Source organism: Streptomyces sp. NPDC021225, from assembly GCF_044332865.1.
GTDB lineage: Bacteria > Actinomycetota > Actinomycetes > Streptomycetales > Streptomycetaceae > Streptomyces.
On sequence record NZ_JBIRPV010000019.1, the window covers coordinates 158,728 to 180,431 of the forward strand.

The 21,704-nt window shown below is 70.8% G+C and carries 16 protein-coding genes and 1 pseudogene; 10 read left to right on the forward strand and 7 right to left on the reverse strand.

Annotated elements, in window-relative coordinates:
• Window positions 1-111: 111 nt before the first annotated feature.
• Window positions 112-462, reverse strand: a complete 351-nt coding sequence (locus ACH4S9_RS44620) for a hypothetical protein (protein WP_398377295.1) — start codon at window positions 460-462, stop codon at window positions 112-114.
• 867 nt (window positions 463-1,329) lie between these two features.
• On the opposite strand from ACH4S9_RS44620, the gene ACH4S9_RS44625 reads away from it, so the two are divergent.
• The gene (locus ACH4S9_RS44625; RefSeq protein WP_398377299.1) at window positions 1,330-4,581 is read left to right on the forward strand and encodes a DUF4132 domain-containing protein; all 3,252 of its coding nucleotides are present in this window, start codon (window positions 1,330-1,332) and stop codon (window positions 4,579-4,581) included.
• A gap of 446 nt (window positions 4,582-5,027) precedes the next feature.
• Here ACH4S9_RS44625 and ACH4S9_RS44630 read toward each other — a convergent pair whose 3' ends face one another.
• Window positions 5,028-5,369 carry an ankyrin repeat domain-containing protein gene (locus ACH4S9_RS44630; RefSeq protein WP_398377301.1) on the reverse strand — a complete coding sequence of 114 codons (342 nt, stop codon included), beginning with the start codon at window positions 5,367-5,369 and terminating at the stop codon, window positions 5,028-5,030.
• Window positions 5,370-5,778: 409 nt separating this feature from the next.
• On the opposite strand from ACH4S9_RS44630, the pseudogene ACH4S9_RS44635 reads away from it, so the two are divergent.
• Together ACH4S9_RS44635 and ACH4S9_RS44640 are read left to right on the forward strand one after the other, a co-directional pair.
• Window positions 5,779-6,150: pseudogene (locus ACH4S9_RS44635) on the forward strand (DUF6879 family protein); the annotation flags it as partial.
• Between the two features lie 797 nt (window positions 6,151-6,947).
• Window positions 6,948-7,619: a hypothetical protein gene (locus tag ACH4S9_RS44640; protein WP_358842865.1), complete on the forward strand. Its 672-nt coding sequence runs from the start codon at window positions 6,948-6,950 to the stop codon at window positions 7,617-7,619.
• Here ACH4S9_RS44640 and ACH4S9_RS44645 read toward each other — a convergent pair.
• Window positions 7,616-7,924, reverse strand: a complete 309-nt coding sequence (locus tag ACH4S9_RS44645; protein ID WP_398377303.1) for a hypothetical protein — start codon at window positions 7,922-7,924, stop codon at window positions 7,616-7,618. The two genes, ACH4S9_RS44640 and ACH4S9_RS44645, sit on opposite strands and share 4 nt — an antisense overlap.
• A 108-nt stretch (window positions 7,925-8,032) precedes the next feature.
• Here ACH4S9_RS44645 and ACH4S9_RS44650 point away from each other — a divergent pair, with 108 nt between their 5' ends.
• From ACH4S9_RS44650 to ACH4S9_RS44665, 4 genes are all read left to right on the forward strand, one after another.
• Window positions 8,033-9,358 carry an AAA family ATPase gene (locus tag ACH4S9_RS44650; RefSeq protein WP_398377305.1) on the forward strand — a complete coding sequence of 442 codons (1,326 nt, stop codon included), beginning with the start codon at window positions 8,033-8,035 and terminating at the stop codon, window positions 9,356-9,358.
• Between the two features lie 188 nt (window positions 9,359-9,546).
• A complete protein-coding gene (locus ACH4S9_RS44655) occupies window positions 9,547-11,256 on the forward strand; it encodes a Mu transposase C-terminal domain-containing protein (RefSeq protein WP_398377324.1) in 1,710 nt (569 codons plus the stop codon).
• Window positions 11,253-11,999, forward strand: a complete 747-nt coding sequence (locus ACH4S9_RS44660) for an AAA family ATPase (RefSeq protein WP_398377307.1) — start codon at window positions 11,253-11,255, stop codon at window positions 11,997-11,999. Before ACH4S9_RS44655 ends, ACH4S9_RS44660 begins: the two co-directional genes overlap by 4 nt.
• A gap of 13 nt (window positions 12,000-12,012) precedes the next feature.
• Window positions 12,013-13,113 (forward strand): hypothetical protein, encoded by a 1,101-nt coding sequence (locus ACH4S9_RS44665; RefSeq protein WP_398377309.1) that lies wholly within the window; start codon window positions 12,013-12,015, stop codon window positions 13,111-13,113.
• Window positions 13,114-13,133: 20 nt separating this feature from the next.
• Here ACH4S9_RS44665 and tpg (ACH4S9_RS44670) read toward each other — a convergent pair whose 3' ends face one another.
• A complete protein-coding gene (gene tpg / locus ACH4S9_RS44670; protein WP_398377311.1) occupies window positions 13,134-13,688 on the reverse strand; it encodes a telomere-protecting terminal protein Tpg in 555 nt (184 codons plus the stop codon).
• 279 nt (window positions 13,689-13,967) lie between these two features.
• Between tpg (ACH4S9_RS44670) and tap the strand changes: the two genes are divergently transcribed.
• The 3 genes from tap to ACH4S9_RS44685 all read left to right on the forward strand — a co-directional run bounded on the left by tap (window position 13,968) and on the right by ACH4S9_RS44685 (window position 17,772).
• On the forward strand, window positions 13,968-16,190 hold the full coding sequence (gene tap / locus ACH4S9_RS44675; RefSeq protein WP_385351142.1) for a telomere-associated protein Tap: 2,223 nt from the start codon (window positions 13,968-13,970) through the stop codon (window positions 16,188-16,190).
• A 10-nt stretch (window positions 16,191-16,200) separates the two neighbouring features.
• Entirely contained in the window at window positions 16,201-16,758 is a 558-nt protein-coding gene (gene tpg / locus ACH4S9_RS44680) for a telomere-protecting terminal protein Tpg (RefSeq protein WP_385351139.1), read from the forward strand.
• 234 nt (window positions 16,759-16,992) lie between these two features.
• The gene (locus ACH4S9_RS44685; RefSeq protein WP_398377314.1) at window positions 16,993-17,772 is read left to right on the forward strand and encodes a hypothetical protein; all 780 of its coding nucleotides are present in this window, start codon (window positions 16,993-16,995) and stop codon (window positions 17,770-17,772) included.
• Window positions 17,773-17,849: 77 nt separating this feature from the next.
• Here the strand turns inward: ACH4S9_RS44685 and ACH4S9_RS44690 are convergent, their stop codons facing one another.
• The 3 genes from ACH4S9_RS44690 to ACH4S9_RS44700 are packed head-to-tail and all read right to left on the reverse strand — an operon-like array spanning window position 17,850 to window position 21,245.
• Window positions 17,850-20,525, reverse strand: a complete 2,676-nt coding sequence (locus ACH4S9_RS44690; RefSeq protein WP_398377316.1) for a Helicase associated domain protein — start codon at window positions 20,523-20,525, stop codon at window positions 17,850-17,852.
• Window positions 20,526-20,562: 37 nt separating this feature from the next.
• Window positions 20,563-20,874, reverse strand: coding sequence for a hypothetical protein (locus tag ACH4S9_RS44695; protein ID WP_385351130.1), 312 nt, complete (start codon window positions 20,872-20,874; stop codon window positions 20,563-20,565).
• Window positions 20,875-20,891: 17 nt separating this feature from the next.
• Window positions 20,892-21,245, reverse strand: a complete 354-nt coding sequence (locus tag ACH4S9_RS44700) for a hypothetical protein (RefSeq protein WP_398377320.1) — start codon at window positions 21,243-21,245, stop codon at window positions 20,892-20,894.
• Between the last annotated feature and the right edge of the window lie 459 nt (window positions 21,246-21,704).

Below are 21,704 nucleotides of genomic sequence, written 5' to 3' on the forward strand. Positions count from 1 at the left end.
TATGGGGTTGTGCAGAGGCCTCTGGTGTCGGCCCTGCTGGAGCCGCGGAAAGTTGAGGCCGCGGGCGAGGCCTGGCGGACGGGGGCCTCGTGGTCAGCGATTGTGGTTGAGTCAGCAGCGCGGGATCAGATCGTGAACGCGGTCGAGGTTTTCGGCCGTCCGACCGCGGGCGAGGACGGCCATGCCGCCGTCGTCGCGCAGAAGGACGTCCTGGCGCAGAAACCATCGGATCCCGCCCTCCTCCTCACCGATGGGATACGCCGCAAACGGCAGCCGAACGGCGTGTTGCGCCAGCAGTTCGATGCTGTCGTCGTCCGGGTCGAGGAGGTCGCAGAACTCGTCATCGGCCTGTGCAGGGACTCGGATAGAACGATCTCGATGAGTTACGGGAGCTTTGCCTGTTCTTGGATCAAGGGTATCGCTAGCCGCTGTCCGTGTGGGTGGGTTGTTGGGTGTGGTCATGTGTGGAGTGGTGGTGGGGAGGAACGTGGCTGCGCAACTGGGTTTTGTTGCCTGGTGTCTTGGTGGCGGTGCGGGAGGTGTTGGGGGTTTGTATGGCGGGTGAACGGTGTTTGTGCTTCGAGGCGGTGGGCTGTGCCATACACCGGGCCAGATCCCGTGCTCGTGCTCGCGGTGGCGTTGGGGGGGCTGGTGGTGGTGCCGGAGGGCTGGCGGGTTTCGGGGCTGGCGGGTTTCGGGGCTGGCCGGGCTGGTACGAAGGGCGGTACCTCGTGGCTCACGGGGGAGCCGTTGTGGCTTTTGGCCTGACCTTGGCTGGACCCCGGTGCACGGCTGTCGGCGGCGGTTGTCAGTGACCGGATCTACTGTGAGGCCCGTCTTGCCCGTGTCGGGGGCGGGTTCGTCACAGGAGCGCCGGCCTGGGGTCGGCGTGGGTCCGAGGAAGGGGCGGCCGTGCGGCGCTGGGAGCTGGCTGGCGGGGGAGAAGACAGCCCGGTCATGTTCTGGGAGGTCGGGTCGGAGGGCGCGGTGGTGACTGTCCGTCAGGGGGAGGCCGGTGTGCCGGGGTGTACGCGGGTCGAGGACTGCGGCTCTGCGGCGGCCGCGGAGGCGTATGTGGCCGAGGCAGTGCGGGAGAAGGAACACGAGGGGTACGTGCTCCTGGGTGCCGGTCACACGCCGGGCGCCGGGGACGCGGGGGGTGCTGGGGGCGAGGGGAAAGCCGAAGTCGCTGTGGCGGCACCCGGCGAGGACTCTTTCACGCTGCCCGCTGCTTGGCGGCAGAGGCTCCGGCCGCGTTGGGGCGGTATCGCCGGGTACTCGCATGCCCCGCACGAGTCGGCTCTCGATTCCTGGGACAGGCGGCTCGCGGTGGCGAGGGAGGAGTGGACCGGTACGGTCCTGGGCGGGGCTGTCCCGGGCATTGCCCCTCAGCTGGCAGCCGCCGCACGCCGCTATCTGGAGGGGGTGGCGGATCCGGTCGGTGCGGCGGTTGTGGCGGTGGTCACCGACCGGAGGAAGTTGCTGTACGACGTGGTTGCCGATGCCTGGTATCTGCGGCACGGGCTGGTCTTCGCGGCCCGTGCCGCGGTGGAGCTGTTCGGGCTCGATCTCGAGGATGACCGGGGCCGGACCACCGGGCTGGCCGTCCTGGCCGAGGGCGACTCGACGCAGGGGCTGTGGTTGCGCCGGGGTGCCGCCGACCGGGTGCGGGCGCTGCTGTCGATGGCTGGTGAGGGCCGGTACCGGGAGGTGGTGGCGGCTCTGGCCGCGCACCGCGGCGGTGCGCGGCGCCGGATTGTGGTGTCGTATCTGGTTCCGGGCGAGACCGGCTGGGTCGCGGAGTGCTGCGCCGATCCGGGGGAGAGCGGCCGGGAGGACCGTGTCGTGCGGGCCATGCTGTTTGAGTCGCTGAACGACGGGGAGCAGTTGCGGGCTCTGCTGCGGGCGGGCGGTGTGTGCGCCTACGATGGCCGGCTCGCCACCGCGGCCACCGTCGCCGAGGGCGTGGGTCCGGCTGTTGCTGCGCTGGTGGCGGAGATCTGGCGGTACCGTACGCCTTCCTGCGGGGCATCGGCGGAAGAACAGGCGGGCATCCTGTTGGAGCTGCCGACGGACGAGGCGTTCGAGCTGTTGATGGCGCACGCGGACGACAAGCAGGTGCGTCCGGCGCTGCTGGAGGCGGTGCGCCGGTATCCGGTGCGCGCGGCCCGTCTGCTGGCGGGCCGGGCGGCGCCCGCACCGGGCCGCAATTCCTTTCTGCTGGGCCAGTTGCTGCTTGCGCATGTCGCCACGCACGGTGAGCTGCTGGAGTCGCGGCTCGCGCGGTTCCCGCCCAGGGCTGCCGGGGTGGTGGGGGAGCTTCTGGGCCCGGCCGCTGCCGACGCCTCCGCTGATGCGCTGCCCGGGCTGCTGGTGAGCCCGCCGTGGACGGGCAGGCGGGCGGTGCCGGAGCCGGGAACGGTCAAGGGGCTCGTGGCCGGGGAGGAGACCTGCATGCTGTGGCAGCCGGGCGAGCGCGGGGCGTGGGCTGCCGCGGTCAGGGAGCCCGGGCGGCGGGTGCGGCGCCGGCGACACGAGCCGTATCCCGACGTCCGGACCCTGCGGGAGCAGTTCACCGGCCTTGACAACTATCGTCTGGCCGCCCTGTTTGCCGACGGCCCGGACACGTACCGGCCGCTGCTGGTGCTGTGGACTCCTGAGCACATGTGGGAGCTTGTCAGGGAGCTGAAGCCGGTGGCCGCCCGATGGGAGGAGGACGCGCTGCCGGCGCTGCTGCACGCCGCGGCGCGGCAGCCCGCTGTGGCCGGCGGGCTGCTCCTGCCCTATCGGCAGCTGGAGGTCGCGCGGCTGATGGCCGACTGGTTCGTGCGGCTGAAGTCCGTGGCGGCCACGGCCCGCGCCTGGTTCGCCCGGCACGGCGCGGACGCCGCCGTGCTGCTGGTGCCCGATGCCGCCGGTCCGGCGGGTGCTGCCCGCCACGGCGCGGAGCACGCGCTGCGGGCCATCGCCGCCACGCACGGCAAGGACGCCGTGCTCGAGGCGGCGGCCGGTTATGGTCCCAGGGCGGTCGCGGTCGTCCGTGACCTGCTGTCGGCTGATCGTCTGGAGCTCGCGCTGCCGTCGAGGATGCCGGAGCCCGCTGCCTGGGCGGCTCCCCGGTTGCTGCCGCGGGTGCTGCTGCGCGGCCGGGCCTCGGCGCTGCCGGCCGAGTCCGTGCGCCATGTGCTGACCATGCTGGCGATCTCCCGGCCGGGCGCGGTTTATACGGGTGTGGAGGTGGTGAAGGAGGCGTGCGATCCCGAGTCGCTGGCCGCGTTCGCGTGGTCCTTGTTCGAGCAGTGGCGGCTGTCGGGGATGCCGGCCGGGGGAAGCTGGGCGCTGCATGCCCTGGGGTGGTTCGGCGACGATGAGACGGTGCGCCGGCTGGCGCCGGTCCTGCGGAACTGGCCCGGTGAGGGAGCGCACCAGCGGGCCGTGGAGGGCCTGGACGTGCTGGCGGCCATTGGCAGTGACGTGGCCCTGATGCATTTGCACGGGGTGTCCGAGCGGGTGAGATTCAAGGCGCTCAAGACGCGCGCCAAGGAGAAGGTGGAGCAGGTGGCGGCCGATCTGGGGCTGTCCGGCGAGGAGCTCGCCGACCGGCTGGTGCCGGACTTCGGGCTGGATGCCGGCGGCTCGGCCGTCGTGGACTACGGGCCCCGGCGCTTCACCGTGGGCTTCGACGAGCAATTGCGGCCGTACGTCCTGGACCGGGAGGGCAAGCGGCGCAAGGACTTGCCCAAGCCGGGTGCCGGCGACGACGCCGAGCTGGCGCCGGCGGAACGCAAGCGGTTCATGGCGCTGAAGAAGGATGTGCGGACGGTGGCCTCGGACCAGGTGCGCCGGCTGGAGGGCGCGATGGTCGCGGGCCGCAGCTGGACGGCCGGCGAGTTCCGCGAGCTGTTCGTCTCCCATCCCCTGCTGTGGCATCTGGTGCGGCGGCTGGTGTGGCTGTGCATCCCGACCGGGGCTTCGGAGAGGGCTTTGTACGGGACCCCGGCCGTCAGTGGCGCTGGTGCGGTGACGGCGTTCCGGGTGGCGGAGGACCGCACCTTCGCCGACGTACGGGACGAGGAGTTCTCGTTGCCCAGGGACGCCTCGGTGCGGCTGGCGCACCCGCTCCACCTCGGCGAGGAGCTGACGGGGTGGGAGGAGCTGTTCGCCGGCCACGAGATCCTGCAGCCTTTCCCGCAGCTCGGCCGCGCCGTGCACCGGCTCACGGAGGACGAGGCGGCCGGTGACCGGTTGGAGCGGTTCGAGAACGTCACCGTGCCGACCGCCAGACTGCTCGGCTTGGAACGGCGTGGCTGGGAGCGCGACGAGCCGATGTTCGCGGGTGTGCAGTGCTGGCTGTCCAAGCGAGTCGCGAAGGACCGCTGGATCATCGTCAGTCCGTCGGAGGGGTTCACGATCGGCGCCGTCGACGTGTCCACCGAGCAGTCGCTGGAATTCATAGGGCTGTCCGAGCAGCCCAGTGCGTGGAACCCGCCCGGGGAGCCGTCCAGGCTCGCCTTCGCGGAACTCGACCCGGTGACCGCGTCCGAGCTGCTCGCCGACCTCACGGAGCTGGTGGCCCGGTGACGACGACGCACCACACCGCACGGCACAGCTCGGGGACGGCGCGGCCGGTACGGCGCGGGAGGACGTAGCCGGTGCGTGCGTACGCCGGCCCTCACACCTGCGACGTCCGTCCGCTTCGGCGCAGGGGCCGCGGACCAGAGGGACTTCCTCTGTCGTCCCGCGCGGCACTCCACCGGCGCGGGCGCGCGATGGTCCCCGGCGTCGCTGCCCGGCCAGGTTTCACGCGGGCAGGGGATACGGCTTTGATCACTTGCGTTACTGGCTGCGCCGTCGCCAGGTCGTCCCGCGCGTCGCCCGCCGCGGCGTCGATACCTGTGGCCGACTCGGTCGGCACCGCTGGGTGATCGGGCGCACTTTGGCCTGGCTCACCGGCTGCCGCTGCCTGCACGGCCGCTATGAGCGGAAGGCCGAGTACTTCCTCGCCTTCACCGGTATCGCCGCAGCCCTCATCTGCTGCCGCCGCCAGGCAGATTGATGTGCTCTGAGAGCAGCTTGATCGCAGGCTGGTGGTCGTAGCGCTCTGCGACGTCCATGGGAGTGTCCCCATACGGGTCGTGCAGCTCAGGGTCGGCCCCGAAAGCAAGCAGGATCGCCGTGGTGTGCACGGTCAGCGGCTGACGGCTCTGCAGGGCACCGTCCCCCTCCACATCGAGTGCATGGGTGAGGAGCGTCGCCTGTCCGAAGACCTTGTTGGGATCGGCTCCGTCCGCGAGCAGGCGGGCAAGGGTCTCGGCATCTTCGAGTTCAACCGCACGATGTGCCGGAGTCCGGAAGAAGTCGTCGTCCATCGCGTCATCCAAGCGCGTGGTTCGGCTTGCCGGCCACCAGCTTTCTCAGGCGCATCCAACGCCAATCGAGACACCCTTTTCACCGCCGATTCAGAACCTCGACTGCTGGCAGCGGCGCGCGGGACGGTCGTCTGCAACTGTGCGCAGTCGACTCGGCGGGGGAGGCCGCGATGACGTTGCGGTTCGTCGGGACGGACCCGAACACGGGTGGCGAGGGATCACCCGCCGTGTGGGCGGCGGAGGAGACCGCGCACGTGATCCTCCAGGGAGAGGAGGCCGCCGTCCTCCTCAATGCGGTCGGTACCACCGAGCGGGGGCCCGGGGCACGGGGCGGGGATTCCCCTGCACGGACGAGTGATCGGTATCCCGGCCCGTATGGTGCCGGTCCTGTGGGAGGCGTGCGGTGCCGCTGAGCACCGTGACCTTCGCTGAGCTGCTGGCCGCCACCCGGCGAAGGCGCCGTCCATCTGGAGACGCGCGACTCCTGCGCGGTGGGCGACGAGAAGGAGGACTACGGGGAATTCCTGCGCACCGGCGTCGCCGGACCCGACCCGTCCCCTGTCGTTCTGGCCGCGGTGGGTACGGCTGGTCACCGGCGCGGTCGCTCGCGGGGTGATGATGCGCCGTGCTCGGATTGTCTCCGAGCCGGTCACCGGCTGCATCCGCTACGAGCACGCCATTACTCCCGTGAACCTCCAGGGCGGCGAGGACGTCCGCTGGCTTCCAGTTCTGGCTCCCGGGCGGGCGGATCGTGCAGTTCCGCCACTTCACTGGCACCGGCACCGGCGACGCCCCGAGTGTCCCAGTAGGGGTTGTGTGCCGGTACTGGTTTGCCGCCGTGTCGTTCGAGGCTTTCCGCCAGGAGGTCCGGCTCCGGTTCGTCGAGGTGGATCACCAAGGGGTCGTCGCGTGCCGGACGCGGGTCCGTGGGGGGAGGGGGTGTGGGGCCGCGGGTCAGCTCGAAGTGCCACGCGGCGTGGGGCCGGCCGGCCATCAGGGGCGGGTGGTCACCAGGGGTACCGTCCGGGGTATGCCGGTACAGGATGCCGAGGCCGGAGACCCGGAGCCTCTCCGCCGCTTCCAGGTCATGTGACGGGCAGGCGATGCGCACACGCGCGGTGGCGTTGGCCGGCATCCTGCCGCCTCCTGCCGCCTCCTGCTGGGGCTGCTGTGTGGTGAGAAGAGAACCGTCGCACCAAAGCGTGGTGAGCGGCGATCACGTGCCCATCGGGCGCTGGCCTCAGGTCTTCGTGCGGAGGGGCCCGGCACGGTGATCACGGTTGTCCGGTACGGCCCGGTGGCGCTGATTTCGGACGGGCATTGCCCGATTTTGACCGTACCTGGCCGGTATCGGCCTTACTGCTTGTCCTGATGTGCCCTGGATAATTTGGCGTCGTCGCCGCGCCGTCGGTGCGGCGCCTCGGTTTGGAGGGGCCCATTCTGCCCTCCCTTTCTCTCCGTACCTCTCTGTTCCTCTCCGCTCCATCGCACCAACGGGAATTCACTGATGGTCATTCACGCTCGTGGCACGGTTCGGCATCTTTTCCGGATCAACCGAAGACATCGTGGGAGACACACGTGAGAAAGCAGAAGCTGGGCAGCAGATCGGCCCGACGGGCGGTCGTGCTGGCGGTCGGCTTACTGATGGTGAGCGGCCTGTCGGCCACATCGGCCGACGCGGCGCCGTCCTCGGCCAACGCCGCGCCCGAACTGGGCGTCCGGTTCTACCCCGACGGAGACGGCCAGTGCGACGGGCCGACGAATCCGCCGGAGCGGTGGGTCACCGCGCCCGACTGGACCTCCACCATCCGCCTGGACACCGACAACCGCGCGGGCGGCTGCCAGCTGGCCTTCGGCATCTACGACCCGTCGAACACTCTCGCGGGCCTGAACGTCACCTACACCTGGATGGTGGAGCCCGGCAGCGACGAGAGCCAGTGCGAGAACGAGGGCACGCACACGATCCCGATCAAGACGTACAAGACATTCGGCGACAGCATCCGGGTGGACACCGACAACCGCGCGGGCTGGTGCAACCTCACCTTCGCCCTGTCCGGCCGCTCGGACATTCGGCTCGACGTGCAGTGGTACGGCGATGGCGGGCGCGATGCCTCGGGGCAGTGCAGGGGGTACATTCCGCAGGGCGGCTGGGACACGGTCGATGAGACCAAATCTGTGACGGTGGGCGACGACACGGACGGCCGCGCCGGCGGCTGCTACCTGTCACTCCGCCTGAGCCGCTCGTTCTAGGGTGCCGCGGACGGCCCGGGGTGCATGGGGGTCCGCCCCCGGGCCGTGTGGAGTTCGCCGCGGAGCAGGGCGGTCATCGGTTCATTGGTGCGGAGGCCTTCTGCCTCTGCGATGACCAGCACACCGTGGTCGAAACCCTCACCGGTGCACGGCGATGCCGCCCGCGCCCTGATCCGGTCCGCGATCGACGCCGCGGGGGTGAATCCGTGTGAGTGGGCGGTGGGGTGGCAGCGGGTGGGCGTCAGCGGGATCGCGGTGTGGATGTCCTGGTAGCGGGTGCAGGACGGGGTTGTGGTCGCTGTCATGGGGTGACCAAGCGGATGTTGTGGTGCGGCTAGCAGGTTGGTTCCTGGCTGTCATGGCTTTCGCTGTTCCTATGTGAGGGATGTGTGGGGTCGGGTGGGCTGGGCCGTGTGACGGTTCAGGGTGGTTCGGCGGGTGGGGCCGAGGTGGGATCGGCCGGGGGTGCGCCGTTGGCGCGGGGTGTGGTGGTGCGGCGGCTTCTTGCGGTGGATGGGGGAGGGGCGCTGTCGGGGTTGCATGTGCGGATCGCGGCGGAACTGGCGGGAGTGTCGGAGCGGACGGTATGGCGGTGGCTGGCCGATGGGCGCCGGGGCCATGTCGAGGCGCGGCCGCGGCAGGACGGGTTTTCGCTGAGTGACGCGTTGTGGGAGGTCCTCGCGGAGGCGGGCGGGAATGTCGCGGAGTTGCGGCGCAGGATGCTCCGGGCCCAGGAAGAGGGCGTGTTGGAGGGGTGGGGCGCGGAGTGTGTGCCCTCGTTGCCGACGTTGCACCGTGTGATCAAGCGGGATCTGGGTGCGGGCCGGGTTCTTGAGGTGGCCCGTCCGGCAGGGGCCCGGGCCGGGCTGGAGCCGAGCCGGTATGACCTGGCACTGGCGGATTTGGGGCTCGTGGACAGGGCGGGTGGTCCGCTTGTTGTCGACGGGCCGCCCGCCGACGTGCCGGTGCCGGAGGGCGCCGCGGATACGGGGGTGCGGGGCGGCGGTGTGCGGTTGTACGTGCCGGGGGCCCGGCTGGTGTCGACGCGGCAGGTGGCCGGTGTGGTGGAGGCGGTGGGGCATACGGTCGCGGCCCGGGGGATGTGCTGTGTGTACGGGGACACGGGCCTGGGGAAGACGGTCGCCGTCGAGCAGGCGTTGCATCTTCTGCCTGGCCGGGTGCCGGTGTGGCGGGCGGTGGCCGGGGTGGCGCCCGGTCTGCCGCAGCTGCGGGCCTCGCTGTGCGAAGCGCTCGGGCTGCCGGCGGGGGCGCTGCCGCACCGGGCCGGGCCGGCCAGCCAGGCTCTGATGCGGGCCCTGGCCGAGCCGGGTGTGCTGTTTCTCGATGACGCCCAGCGTCTGACGCCGCCGTTGCTGGACTATCTGCGGCAGTTGTGGGACGCGCCGGGCTGTGCGGCGGCGCTGGTGCTGTGCGGGGCGGGAAGTGAACGGGCTCTTGCCCGCGCTTCGGCGCTGCGCTCGCGGGTGTTGACCTGGCATCAGGTTGGCCGGCTGGATGCGTCTGGGGTGCCGCAGACGCTGAGCCTGTTCCATCCGGTGTGGGCGCAGGCGGATGCGGACGACGTTGCGCGGGTGGACGAGCAGATGGCACGCGGCAATTTCCGTACCTGGGCGAAGATCACGTCGCACGTCTACGCGGCCCGCGAGCGCGACCCCGCAAGGAGTGTGGACCGGGAGCTGATCGAGCAGGCCTGCGCGCGTCTTGGGCCCTATTCATGACGATCCGGGCGGCTCGAAGGGCTCGTGTACGGGGGCCTTCACCCGTTTGGACGAGGTGAGCGAATGCGGGCTCCATGGAAGCGGATGAGACGAAGGGGCATGGGGTGGACGGACAGCCGCTGGCGCCGCCGCAGGATCCGGCCGGTGTGCTGAGGGAGAAGTCGTTGACGGCGTTGCGGGCGCCGGCGGTGCGTCGTCTGTTGGCGCTGCGCGCCGAGCGGCGGCTGTCGCGGGAGCATGTGCGCCTGGCCGGGGAGTGCCTGGGCGTGTCGGAGCGGACGGTGTGGCGGTGGCTGGCTGAGGCCTCACGGTCACCCCGGGCCGCGGTCCGTCCCGGGGAACGCAGCGTTGACCGGTTCGAGATCACCAGGGAGATCCGGGTACTGCTGGCGTACTGGCGCGGCAACGCATCCGCGGTCCACCGCCAGTTGGTGGCCCGGGCCGAGACGCGCGGCCGTGACGGTCAGCCGACGACGGCGTCTGAATCCGCAGCCTCTCCCGCGGGCGCCCCGCCGGCTGCGGTGCCGTTGCTGGACCCGGTGCCGTCGCTGTCGACGTTCTTGCGCGCGGTGCGTCGTGATCTCACTGCGGGGGAGCGGGCCGGTCTTGCCGCGGGACCGGACGCGGCACGCGCGCACGACGTCTTCGGCAAACGGGCGGCCTCCTGGCGCAATCACGTGTGGGAGACCGATCACGTCCAGGCACCGCTGCTGGTCGATGCCGACGGCGACCTGGTGCGCCCGTGGGTGACCTGGTTCATCGACACCGCCACCAAAGTCATCACCGGCACCGCGATCACTCCTGGCGTTCCTTCCCGCGCCTCCGTGCTGGTCGCGCTGCGCGCCGCTGTTTTGCGTGAAGAGCCCTATGGCCCCGCGGGAGGGACACCGGAGCAGGTGCGGGTGGACCGGGGCAAGGACTTCCTGTCGACCACCGTCACTGCCGCGTTCGGCACGATGGGCGTGACGGTGAAGGACCTGCCCGCCTACAGCCCCCATCTCAAGGGCACAGTGGAAAACCTCAACCGGGCCGTCGACCGGATGCTGTTCGCGGCCCTGCCCGGCTACACCCTCACCTCCGCCAAGCCCCGCTCCGGCCGGCGAAGCAAAGGCGCGGGCCGCAAGCCGGAGACGTCCGATGCCATGTCGTTTCAGGACTTCACAGCGGAAGTGCTGGCCTGGACACACTGGTGGAACACCGAGCACCGGCCGCAGGCGCTGTCCGGCCGTACGCCGCTCGAGGCATGGCAGGCCGATCCGACTCCCGTCACGGACGTCCCCGCCACCGACCTGTGGACGTTCACCCTCGAAGACGACGGCCGCCCGCGGAAGCTGACCAGCCATGGCGTGCGGTGGCGCGGGCGCACCTACATCGCCCCATGGATGACCGGCCAGGCCGGCCGTCCCGTCACAGTGCGCTACATGCCGCACCACGATCACGAGATCGACATCTGTGACGCGAACGGCGGGTATCTCGGGCCCGCGCACCTCGCGGACGCGGCCACCCCCGAACAACTCGAGGCCCTGCGCACAGCCCGTGCGGAGCGTGCCCGACGTCTGCGCGCCGAGGTGAAAGCCGCCGAGGCACTGCGCCGACAGCGCTTCGCCCCGGCCACCACGGCCGGGCCGGCCCAGCGGCTGGGAGCCCTCACCTCCGCTCAAGCCGGGCGTGAACTAGCCGCCGTCGAGCACACCGACGCCTCGAAGCTGGCGCTGCCGGACCTCATCCCGCCCGCCGCACCACCGGCGGGGTGGCGCACACCCGCTTCCCTCGCCGCGCTCACCACCTCCGACCAGCCCGCACCGGCTCCGCCCGGCCGCGATCCTGCCCCCGCCCCGGACGGCCCGCCCGAGCCGGCTGAACACCCCGCCACCGACGCAGACGGAGATGCCTCGTGACCGCCGCGGCCACCTACCAGTACGTCGACCTCCCGGACGCGTCAGTGGTCACCACCCGCGCCCTGCTCACCGCTCGGGAGAACATCGGCGACACCGTCGCCGCCCGCGCCATGATGTGCATCCACGGCGGCGCCGGCTTCGGCAAGACCCTTGCCGTCAACACCTGCCTGCGCGAACTCGAACCCGGCGAGGACGTCCGCAAGATCACCTTCCGGGCCCGTCCCACCGCCCGTGCGGTGCGCTATGAACTGTTCACCGCGCTCGACCTGGCCGGTGAACCACCGCGCCACCCCAGCGAGTTCGACCGCCTGCTGAAGACCGCCCTGGCCGAACGCCCCCGCACCTTCCTCGTGGACGAGGCCCAGTGGCTCAACGGGGAGGCGTTCGAATACTTCCGCTACCTGTGGGACGAACCCTCAACCCAGCTCGCGATCATCTTCGTCGGCGGGGAGGGCTGCCACACCGTGCTGCGCCGTGAACCGATGCTCTCCTCCCGCATCTTCATCTGGCAGCACTTCACCCGCCTCACCCCCAGCGAAGTTCTCGAGGCCATCCCCCTGTTTCACCCCGTCTGGGCCGACGCCGACCCCGACGACATCACCTTCGCCGACCAGCACGCCGCACACGGCAACTTCCGCGCCTGGGCCCAGCTGACCGCCCACACCCGCACCGCCCTGACCCGCACCGGCCGCCCCCGCGTCGACCAGGAACTGCTGCGCTGGGCCTTCAGCCGCCTCGCCTGACCACCACGCCGCGATGCCGTCCGCCGCGCCACCGCCGGTCGCCGTGGTCATCGACCCGGGCGACGATGCGGTTCACACGCACACCGCCCTGGCCGCCCACCATCCGCCGTCCGGCCGGATCACCCTGCACCCCGGCCCGGGCACCACCAGTGAAACCGGCCTCGCCCACGACCTTCTCGCCGCCCTGGGTAAACCGCCCCTCCTCCCGGGGCGTTTCCCCGCCGGCCGTCAGCCCGCCTGGGAAGCCGCTGCCGCCTGGATGACCGCCCTGCCCGTGAACCGGCTGACCGTCCTGCGCGCCCACCGCCTCACCGCCCGCCGCACGATGAGCCTCCTGCAGTTGCGCGCCCTAACGGGTATCCACCTGACCCTGGTCTGCCACCGCCCCCACCTGCCCGCTGCCCTGCACCAAGCTCTGGAAAGGGCCGACTACGCCATCACCGCCGACTTCCAGGCCGCCCGACGCCACTACTACGGCACGACCGCTCCCGTACCCCAGCCTGCCGACGAGCCCGCCCAGCCGACAGATCGGTGGCTCACTCTGCCCGCACTGGAGCGCCTGGTCTCCTACGACAGCCCCATCCCCTGCACCGCCCCGTGCGCACCGCCGCCGATCGTCTTCCGGCACCGCCCGCCACCCGCACCTCTCACCCGGCGGACATCCCGGGAAGCCGCCCGGCGCCTGGCCGCCGCGACCGCCCATCCCCGCCTGGCCGCCGCCGTCGCCGCCTCGCTCTTCACCGGCGCTTCCTTCCATCAGCTCGCCACCGCCTGCCCCGGCGACTACGACGACGCCGCAGCCACCTTGACCCTGCACGACCGCGCCCGCTACACCGACGGCTGCGCCACCTACCGGGTGCCGCCGTGGGCGCGCGTCTTCCTGAAGGCCGCCGTGTGCTTTGCCCGGCTCGAGCCCGGCCAGGACCCACATCTGCTGGCAGGCCCCCACGACCGCACCCACCTGCTGCGCGTGGCCGAGGGCGCTAGGCTCCGACCGCCCCAGCCGCCCGCCGACCAGCGCACCGGCCGTATCGAGTGGGACTGGCGCGAACGCAAGGAAGCACAGCACTACGACGCGATGCTGACACGGCACCAGACCCCGCCCTCGCGCTGAGCCCGAACCCTGGTGCACGGTCAGCCGATGGAGAACTCGGCGAACTCCACATCGGTGAAGGCGATCCCGAGACCGTGGGCACGCAGGCCTCCGTCCCGGAAGTAGGCATGCCCCAAAGCACGGGCGAGGACCACCATCTGCTGCTGCTCGCCCCCGCCGGCGTCCCGGGCGGCGAACAGCTCGCGGGCCACTTCTCCCGACAGATACTGGGTGATCAGCCGTACTCGCGGATCGTCCGACGATCCTGCCGGAGCGGCGAATCCGAACCGCGCCCTGGTGTGGAAGACAAAGCCGTCGGCCTCGGCCCGGGCTCGCTGGCGGGCGCGTACCAGAGGCTGCCATCGTGCCCTGACGGCCTCGTCGATCAGCCCCGCATGCACAGCACTGGGGCGGCGGCGCATTCCCGGCCGGGTGGTGACCCACCTCTGTACCGTGCGCTGGGAGATCCCCAGGAGGACAGCTACGTTCTTTGTGGAGCCCTTCTGCGTCTTGAGTAGGAAACGTACAGCGGCGTCACTCGTGGGCACGGGACGGGTCAGCAACGCTCGTTCGAGTCCTTTGACGATCTCACCCATTCCCGCCCCCGAGCGTTCTGCCCCCGCGATGGCTGGTGCACGGCCGTCTGCTCCTCCAGATCTCTCACGCCATGCCGCTCCCTCCGGCCAGTTCAGGCAAAGCCAAGACGCCACCGCAAACCCTCGGCTAAAGACGGCTGAAGAGCTCGCAGCAACCGAAGCCCGAAGGCGCCGCCCTTCCAGGGCAACCGTGCCACCAACCGCCGTTTACGGAATCCGTACGTGTTTGGTACGCGAAACGTGCGCTTCACGCTAGGGTTGCGGGACAGGAGGTGCTGCATGTCCGAGCTGTTCGACGCGGTCGACGCGCTCATCGCGTCCCGCTCCCCGCTGCCGCCCCCGGCGGAACGCAAGCGGCTGCGCCAGGCGCACGGGCTGACGCTGGACGAGGTGGCTGCCGCACTGCAGGTGCGGCGGGCGACGGTCAGCGGCTGGGAGGCCGGCAAGACCGAGCCGCGGCCGCCGGAGCGCGACGCATACGCCCGCATGCTCAAGCAGCTCGCCCAGCTCTACCCCGCCAACGCTCCGGTGCCCCCTGAGGACAGGGCGGTCCCCGGAACGCCTGCCGTTCCGGCCGCTCCTGCGCCACCGGCAGCCGAACCGGCCCAAGCCCGCACCGCACCCACAGGCCCCGCTGCGGAGCCTGCGAACACCGCACTCCGCCCCGCCGCCCCTGCCGCTGTACCGCGCCCGGCGGCCACGACCAGGCCGACGCCGCGCGGTCCGGCCGCGAAGAAGGCCGCCCCCGCAGGCACCCCGGCGGGCGGCGCCGATCCGCGTTTCGAGAACGGTCCGCTCGCCATCGTCGACGTCGACGCAGATGGTCAGGTGCTGGCGTACTGCGTCGGCGGCCTGGTCCTGGACGTACCGGCGAAGTCGATTGCGGCCCTGGTGGAGTGGACGCTGCGCGAAGGGCTGCTCGGCCAGCCGAAGTTGTCCGGGCCGGGCAAGGACGCCGACCCGCTGATCGTGCTGACCGAGGCCGCGTGCGAGCACTACGGCCTGCCCGTCACGCTCACACAGCAGGAGCGCCTGGCCGGACGGATCCCGGAGGGCCACAAGGTCATCAGGCAGCTGACGCGCGCCGACTGGCAGCTGACCAAGCGCGGGTTCGGGCCGTGGGCGAGGATCTACCGCCCCGCGCAGGGCGCGGAGCGGGCATGCGTGCAGCTGTGCATCCCATCGTGGGACGCGCTCGACACCCGGCACTGGGCGAATGCGGGGCAGCTGCCACCGGCGGAACTCGCCCGGCTGCTGGGCACGTATGCGGCCCGCGTGATGACACCGCGCGGCTCCACCGCCGTGACCGGCCTGGAGCTGATGACCGCCCTGCACCCGCCCACCCGCGCCTCCGAACCGGATGCGACGGGCAAGCGACACTCCGAGCACAACCCCGGCTCGCTGGGCAAGGACCCGGTGGACTGCGCGCCATGCGAGGCACCCGACGGGCACCCGCTGCTGAAGGACCTGCCGCGCTTCCACCACCGCACCCCAGCCGAGGTCCTGGTGGAGGAGGCGTACGACTGGGCGCGCCCGCTCACCGACGCCGAATGCCTTCGCCCTCACCTGGTGGGCATCGACGTGAACATGGCCTTCGCCGCCGGCGCGAACGGCCTCACGGTCGGCCTTGGGGCGCCGACGCACATCAAGAACCCCGTCTTCGATCCGAAACTGCCCGGCTCCTGGCTGGTCGACCTGAGCCACGTCGACCTGTCCCGCGTGAAGCTCGCAAGGCAGTGGACGGACCTGGACGGCGAGCTGCTGCCGAGCCCGTTCACCCCGAAGGGCGAGGGCCCGGAGGGGCCAGCCTGGTACGCCACGCCGACCGTGGCCTACGCGGTGGAGCTCGGCTACGACGTGCGCCCGATCGAGGCGTACGTCCGCCACGACAACGGCCGTTACCTGGACGCCTGGTACAACCGGCTGCGCGACGCCTACCTCGCCACGATGGCCGACCTCGGCGTGCACGCGGACCTGCCGTCGGCCGACTTCCTCACGGCGATGGACGGCTACCGGCAGCGTGACCCTCAGCTGGCGGTCGTGGTGTCCGCGATCAAGGCGACGGTCAAGGGCGGCATCGGCAAGCTGCGTGAGCGCCCGCGCGGGGAGGGCTGGAAGCCCGGGCAGCCGTGGCGGGCCCTTGCCCGGCCCACCTGGCGCCCGGACATCCGCGCCGCCGTCATCTCCCGCACCCGCATCAACATGCACCGCAAGATCGTCAAGCACGCAGCCTTCACCGGGCAGTATCCGGTGGCCGTCCTCTCGGACTGCGCCGTCTACGCCTCCGACGGGCCGTCGCCGCTGGACTTCCTGCCCTACCGGGACGGCAAGCCGCTGCCGGGCGGCTTCAAGCTCGGTGTGAACCCGGGCCTGGTGAAGTGGGAGGGAACCCAGAGCGTGCTGTGGGGCGAGGGCGTCCGCGAGCAGTTCAACGCCCCGGAGCTCAATCTCGCTCGGTACATCAAGGACGGCACCGTCACCGCCCAGGACACCGGGGAGTAGGTAGAGCGCGATGAGCCTGTTCGGCAACGGCCTGGACGCCGCGGTGCACAAGGCGTTCACCCGTCCGGTGCCCAAGACTGCGGGCGCGCAGATGCGGTACCTGGTCAAGCAGCTCAAGGGCACCAAGCCGGTCGCCCAGATGCTGCGGATCTCCCAGCGCACCGTGGAGCGGTACGTGAAGGACCAGATCAAAAAGCCCCGGCCGGACCTCGCCGCACGCCTGGAGCGGGAGGTGAAGAAGCGGTGGCAGCCGCAGATCCGTGCCAAGGCGCGTCAGAAGGCGGCGACCACCGGCGGCATCGTCATCGACACCCGCGCTCGGATCGGCTACACCGCGCCGATCGGGACGACGGACGAGGACCGCCTCCGGCACTTGACCGTGGCGCTGCCGCCGCAGTACGCCGCCCGCCTCTTCGACGCCCAGGAGCAGGGCGCTACCGACCAGCAGCTCCAGCAGATCGCCGCCGAAGCGCTCAAGGAGGTGTACTTCCAGGACAACAGCCGCCGCGCTGGCCAGCTGGAGGAGGTCCGCTTCACCGGTATTGAGCACCTCGAGTTCGACCTGTAGATCCCGAACAGCCGCGGGCCCGTCGACCGCGTCATGCTCGGTACCGGCCTGGCCCACCCTGCCCGCACTGGACCGCTGACCGGCGCACCGTTGCAGGACGCTGTTGGGGACCGGGGCGCGCTCCCTGCTGTTGAGCGTCGGCAGGGGACGCCGCGCTGTGCGTTGGCAGCCCCACATCAGTGGGGAGGATAAAACTGCAGGCGATGCATCTCACAGGCGGCGTACGGTGAAGCCATGAGCGCGTCCGCTACGGGGCGAGAAGACGTCTCCTACCTCGTACCACTCTTCAGCGCCGCCGCAGCATACCGAGGCGACAACCACTTCTTCCTGCTGCCTGACCCTGTGCCGGGCAGCAGCCTGATCAAAGACGATGAACCCCTGAAGGCATGGGGCGCCGCCAAGTTCATCCAGTCCTCGTTTTCCGCTGGCCCGATTCAGGTTGAAGCCCTGACGAAACTCGTGGCCGTCGCAGGTCAGATCGATCCGTACAGCCCTTGGACTCTGCTGCGTGCTGCTCTGGAGAACTTCGCCACGGCTGTATGGCTCCTGCACGGCAAGGATCGGGACCAGCGCCGCCACCGAGTGCTCTCACTGTGGGCCGAAGACTTTCGTAACCGTGCGCAGCACGAGTCCGACACCAACCACGTCGCGGGCCCCAGAGGCAGGACGGGCCAAGAGCGCCGGGCGGAGGTCCAGCAACTGGCCGACAGCCTCGGTCTTCCCAAGCTGATGAAGCCCGAGGCCACAGGCATCATCAGTGAAGCCGCTGCGAGCGCTGGACTCGATCCCACCTCGACTCAGGCGCTGTGGCGTGTGGCCTCCGGCTTTGCTCATGGTCGCTTCTGGCCTAACCTCCGTGCTTCGGAAGTCCGCGGGGCGATGCCCACCACGAATGGTGGGTTCGTGCTGAACGTTGTCATCGATGACGAGCAGCTCAAGGACATGGCAGAGGCCTGCCGAAAGCTCTTGGAGCACACGGCCAAGCGGTACAAGGCACGCAGCAACTCGCTATGACACTGCAGCGCGAGACCCCGGGTGTTGCCATGACGGACCGGCGCCTCGTGCGGTCCGGTTAAAGGTTCGGCCACTTGCTATGTCCATTCGACGCCCAGTTCCGTGAGCGCTGCCCGCTGCTCCTGGGTGAGCTTGTCGCGGCGGGTCTTGGTGTTCGAGACCCACACGCCCAGCTTCACGACGACCGGCTCCGTCTCGCCGTCGACCGCGATCTGTTCACCGTGGCCGCGCGGCACCGGCCGCTCCGCGCCTTCCCGTTCCACCCACTGCGCGAGGGCCGCCAGGCCGCGCTGGAACGCCTGCTGCGCCTTGCTCGGGCCCTTCGTCGCACGGGGCGTCGTCGGGGCGGGAGACGGGGCCGCAGGGGCGTTGATGCCGAGCGCGGTCAGCTGCTCCTGCTGCTCGGGGAGGAGCTGCGCCCAGGTGCCCGGTTCCTGCTGCCGCCACCGCCACTTGCCCACGTCGTCGCCGTCGAAGACGACGCCCGGCGCGATGTAGGGCAGGACGCCGTCGGCGTCGACCAGGTCGGCGAGCACCCGGTAGTGGCGCTGCCAGTCCAGCGGCCACGGGCAGTCCCAGTCCGGGTCGATCTCCGTCAGCTGCGCCGCGCGCACGGCGGCCCGCTCCGGGTCCTTGCCCAGGCCGTTCTTCGCACCCTTCCGCCGGAGGTTGGCCATGTGCTGCCCGACGGGCACCATCGCCTCGCCCTCGCCCCACACCGCGTCCTGACGCGGCGCGAGGTGCCCGGTGGCCCGCCGGTACGACCGGAGCGCGGCGAGCTTGGCCTCCCACGCTTCCTCGCCCGGCTCCCAGACCATCCCGGCCTCCGGCGCGTCCAAGAGGACCTTGCGCCGGTCCTCCAGCTCACCCGCCCGCAGTGCCTTGCGCTGCTGGTGCACCCACCGCCCGAGGGGGAAGTCCTTCGTGACCCCGACCTCGACCTCCACGTCATAGGGCACGGCGTAGACGCCGGTGATCTCGTTCTCCGCCCGCCAGCGCAGCAGGGCCTGGTAGCCCTCCAGCCACACCAGCGACTCCGGCCGGTAGACCCGGGTGCGCAGGAACGCCGCGATCGTCGCCGCGTCGCGCGGGCTGGAGAAGTGCAGCAGCGCCGCTTCGGCGGCGGCCTGAGTGTCGTCCTGCTCCTGGTCCTCGCAGTCGCCCTCCCCGCCGGCCCCGACGATCTGCCCGTCCTCGTCACGCCGGACGTGCACCTTGCGCTTGCCGCTGGTGAGCGCGCGGGAAGCGAGCTGCTCGACCAGGCGCTCATCGTGGCTGCGCAGTCCCTGGAGCACGGCCACGAGCGGCTTGAAGCTGGCGGAGGCGACCATGTCGGTCGGGTCCTCGCCCGGCTCCAGGAACACCGGCACGATGATCCTGGCGACCTTGGTGGAGCCGTCCTTGTTGAGCCGGAGCGCGCGGCCGATGTTCTGCACGATCTCCACCTGCGAACCGCGAGTGTCGGCGAAGCAGACGGCTTCCACGCCCCGCTCGCCGGTGATGTCCACGCCCTCCCCGAGCACCCGCACGGACGCGAGGAAGGCGCGGTGCACCCGGCGCCCGGCCGCGTCGATGCCGTTGGCGAACTGCCTGAGCACTTCCCGGCGTTCGGCCACGAGGTGGTCGCCACACAGCCACGCCGACCACACCCGGTCCGGCGGGACATGGCGGCCGGCCTCGAGTTCGTAGAACTCCGCGTCGATGGAGGATTTCGGCAGCTTGTCTGCGGCGGCCAGGTCCTCGTCTGAGGCGTTGTTGAGGTACAGCTCGGCAGCGGTCTCCGGCAGCTTCTCCGCGAACGCCGCGGCTTCCTCCACCTTCTGGTGGAAGGTCATGACCGTACGGAGGTTGTATGCGGCTGCGTGCTCTAGGAGCGCCGTCTGCAACAGGGCCAGACGCCGGCCCCGCCGCGCCTCCTCCGACTCCCCGAGGACCGGCGAGGGGTCGCGGATCTCCAGGACGTCGATCTCGAACCCGGCGAGGATCTCGCGTTCGATCGCCTCGCTCAGACCGAGTTCTGCAAGCCACGCGCCGTACGTGCCCTCCGGGTCGTCGGCCATGGTCGCGATCTCCACCTCCTGGCCGTCCGCTCCCTTCTGTGGCCGGGCTGCGGCGAGGATGCGCGGGGTCGCGGTGAGGTAGAGCCGGAAGTCGGCGGGGATCCTCTGGTTGTCGTGGATCGCGGCCCATGGCCGTCCGAGGCCACCGGCGGTGCCGTGCGCCTCATCCACGATCGCGAGGTCGAAGCCCGCCATGCGCTGGCCGTACAGCCGGTCTCCGCCCGCCAGGGCGGCCTCCAGCGGACCGCGAACCTTCCGCTGGCCCGTCGGGTCGTCGAAGTCCTCGCGGTCCACGAGAGAGGCGTATGTGGCGAACATGATGACGGGCCCGTGCCCGGCCCACAGGGAGAGCCGGATCGGGTTGGTGGTGGTCCGCACCCCCAGCGACTTGAGGACCGCGTCGTTCTCCAGCGAGCACACCGCGACCATCGGGGCCCGGTGGCCCACCAGGCGCCACGCCTGAGCGGTCTGCGCGAGCAGGTCCAGGGTCGGGACGGTGACGAGGATCCGGCCGTCCGCGAACGACTCCAGCGCGCACGCGGCGGCCGTGATCGTCTTGCCCGAACCGGTCGCTGACACGATCGTGCCCCGGGCACCCTGCGGGGGCACAGATGACCTTGCAGGGAATCCCACCCACCTGCGAAACGCGGAGCGCTGATCTACCTGGTGTTCCTTGAGCTGAATCGCTGACATTTCTATGCCTCCCCGAGCGCTGAACTCTTGTGGTCTTTCAGAGGGCCGCGTGCGGAATGCAGGCCGCACCCAAGTCGTTCCAGATCGACGCATCCGCCTTGTGCCAGCCGCCCGGCTTTCCGTCCTTGAAAGGCGGCTTGTTGTCCGGGTCGTAGTGCCCGGCATCGAGCGTGCAGACGACGACATCCCCGTCCGCGTTCCGCGTCCGGGCCGTGCACAGACCGCCGGCCTCGCCCAGCGCCTCCAGCACCCGGCGCCGCGCCGTGGTGTGCGGGTTGGTACGCGGCAGCACGGTCTCCCGGACGAACCTCTCCAGCCGCACCAGGTCCGCCCGCTCACGCTGCCTCACATCTGCGATGTGTACGGTCAGTTCAGCGTCCCGGCAGACCGGCCGCCGCGCCGCCCCCAGACGCGGTCCGCGATGTCCACCAGGACCATGCTCACGGCCATCACGCCGTCATCCCACGCGTCTGCGGACACCTCGCCCTGAGAGGCCGGCGCCATACGGTCCAGCTCTTCTACCTCGCGCTGCGCCCCGGCGAGCGCTCCGGCCTCCAGCGCGGCCATCAGGTCGTCGGCCTCGCCCGCGGGCACGCCCTGCGCCTCCAGGAGCGCGATCAGCTTCAACCGGGCGTTCGCGCCCGCTGTCTGGTACTGCGTCACCCGGCGCACAAAATCGCTGCTCAGCCCAGGATCAGGTCCGGTAGATTCGTAGGTCATCTACGGTCGTTCCTCTCGGAATTCCGGGGAGGTTCCCGGGTGGTTGGGGGGTGTCCCATGTTTCCGCCAACGGTACATGCTGCATCAACCTGATGCACGCGGTACACTAGAACCCACACGAACGAGCGACCCCCACCCCCGTAGCCGGCCCGGCCCGGGCCAGCGGGCCCCAAGGTTCTGGAGGCGCAGCCGGAAGGACCGTCAGGCAGGGGAGCGCAGCGGACCCGTCCAGGAGCGCGAAGCGCTCCCCAACTCCCTTACTGGAGGCCCAACTAGCCGCACCTGACACCCCGCCAACCACGGCCGCGCGCTACGCGGCCAGCCGGGAGCGCAGCGACCGGCCCCACCAGTCCCCGAAGCGCAGCGCAGGGGACCCGCCCTCGCATCGCGAGGGCCAGCGGGAGCGCAGCGACCGCCCCGCTTGCACATCGCGCAGCGATGTGGTACCCGCTCCGCGGG

Coding starts and splice junctions, on each gene's coding strand:
- ACH4S9_RS44665 (WP_398377309.1), top strand. CDS start 12,013: ATGCCGTCCGCCGCGCCACCGCCGGTCGCCGTGGTCATCGACCCGGGC.
- tpg (WP_398377311.1), bottom strand. CDS start 13,688: ATGGGTGAGATCGTCAAAGGACTCGAACGAGCGTTGCTGACCCGTCCC.
- ACH4S9_RS44685 (WP_398377314.1), top strand. CDS start 16,993: ATGAGCGCGTCCGCTACGGGGCGAGAAGACGTCTCCTACCTCGTACCA.
- ACH4S9_RS44700 (WP_398377320.1), bottom strand. CDS start 21,245: ATGACCTACGAATCTACCGGACCTGATCCTGGGCTGAGCAGCGATTTT.
- ACH4S9_RS44645 (WP_398377303.1), bottom strand. CDS start 7,924: ATGACAGCGACCACAACCCCGTCCTGCACCCGCTACCAGGACATCCAC.
- ACH4S9_RS44690 (WP_398377316.1), bottom strand. CDS start 20,525: ATGTCAGCGATTCAGCTCAAGGAACACCAGGTAGATCAGCGCTCCGCG.
- tap (WP_385351142.1), top strand. CDS start 13,968: ATGTCCGAGCTGTTCGACGCGGTCGACGCGCTCATCGCGTCCCGCTCC.
- tpg (WP_385351139.1), top strand. CDS start 16,201: ATGAGCCTGTTCGGCAACGGCCTGGACGCCGCGGTGCACAAGGCGTTC.
- ACH4S9_RS44630 (WP_398377301.1), bottom strand. CDS start 5,369: ATGGACGACGACTTCTTCCGGACTCCGGCACATCGTGCGGTTGAACTC.
- ACH4S9_RS44620 (WP_398377295.1), bottom strand. CDS start 462: ATGACCACACCCAACAACCCACCCACACGGACAGCGGCTAGCGATACC.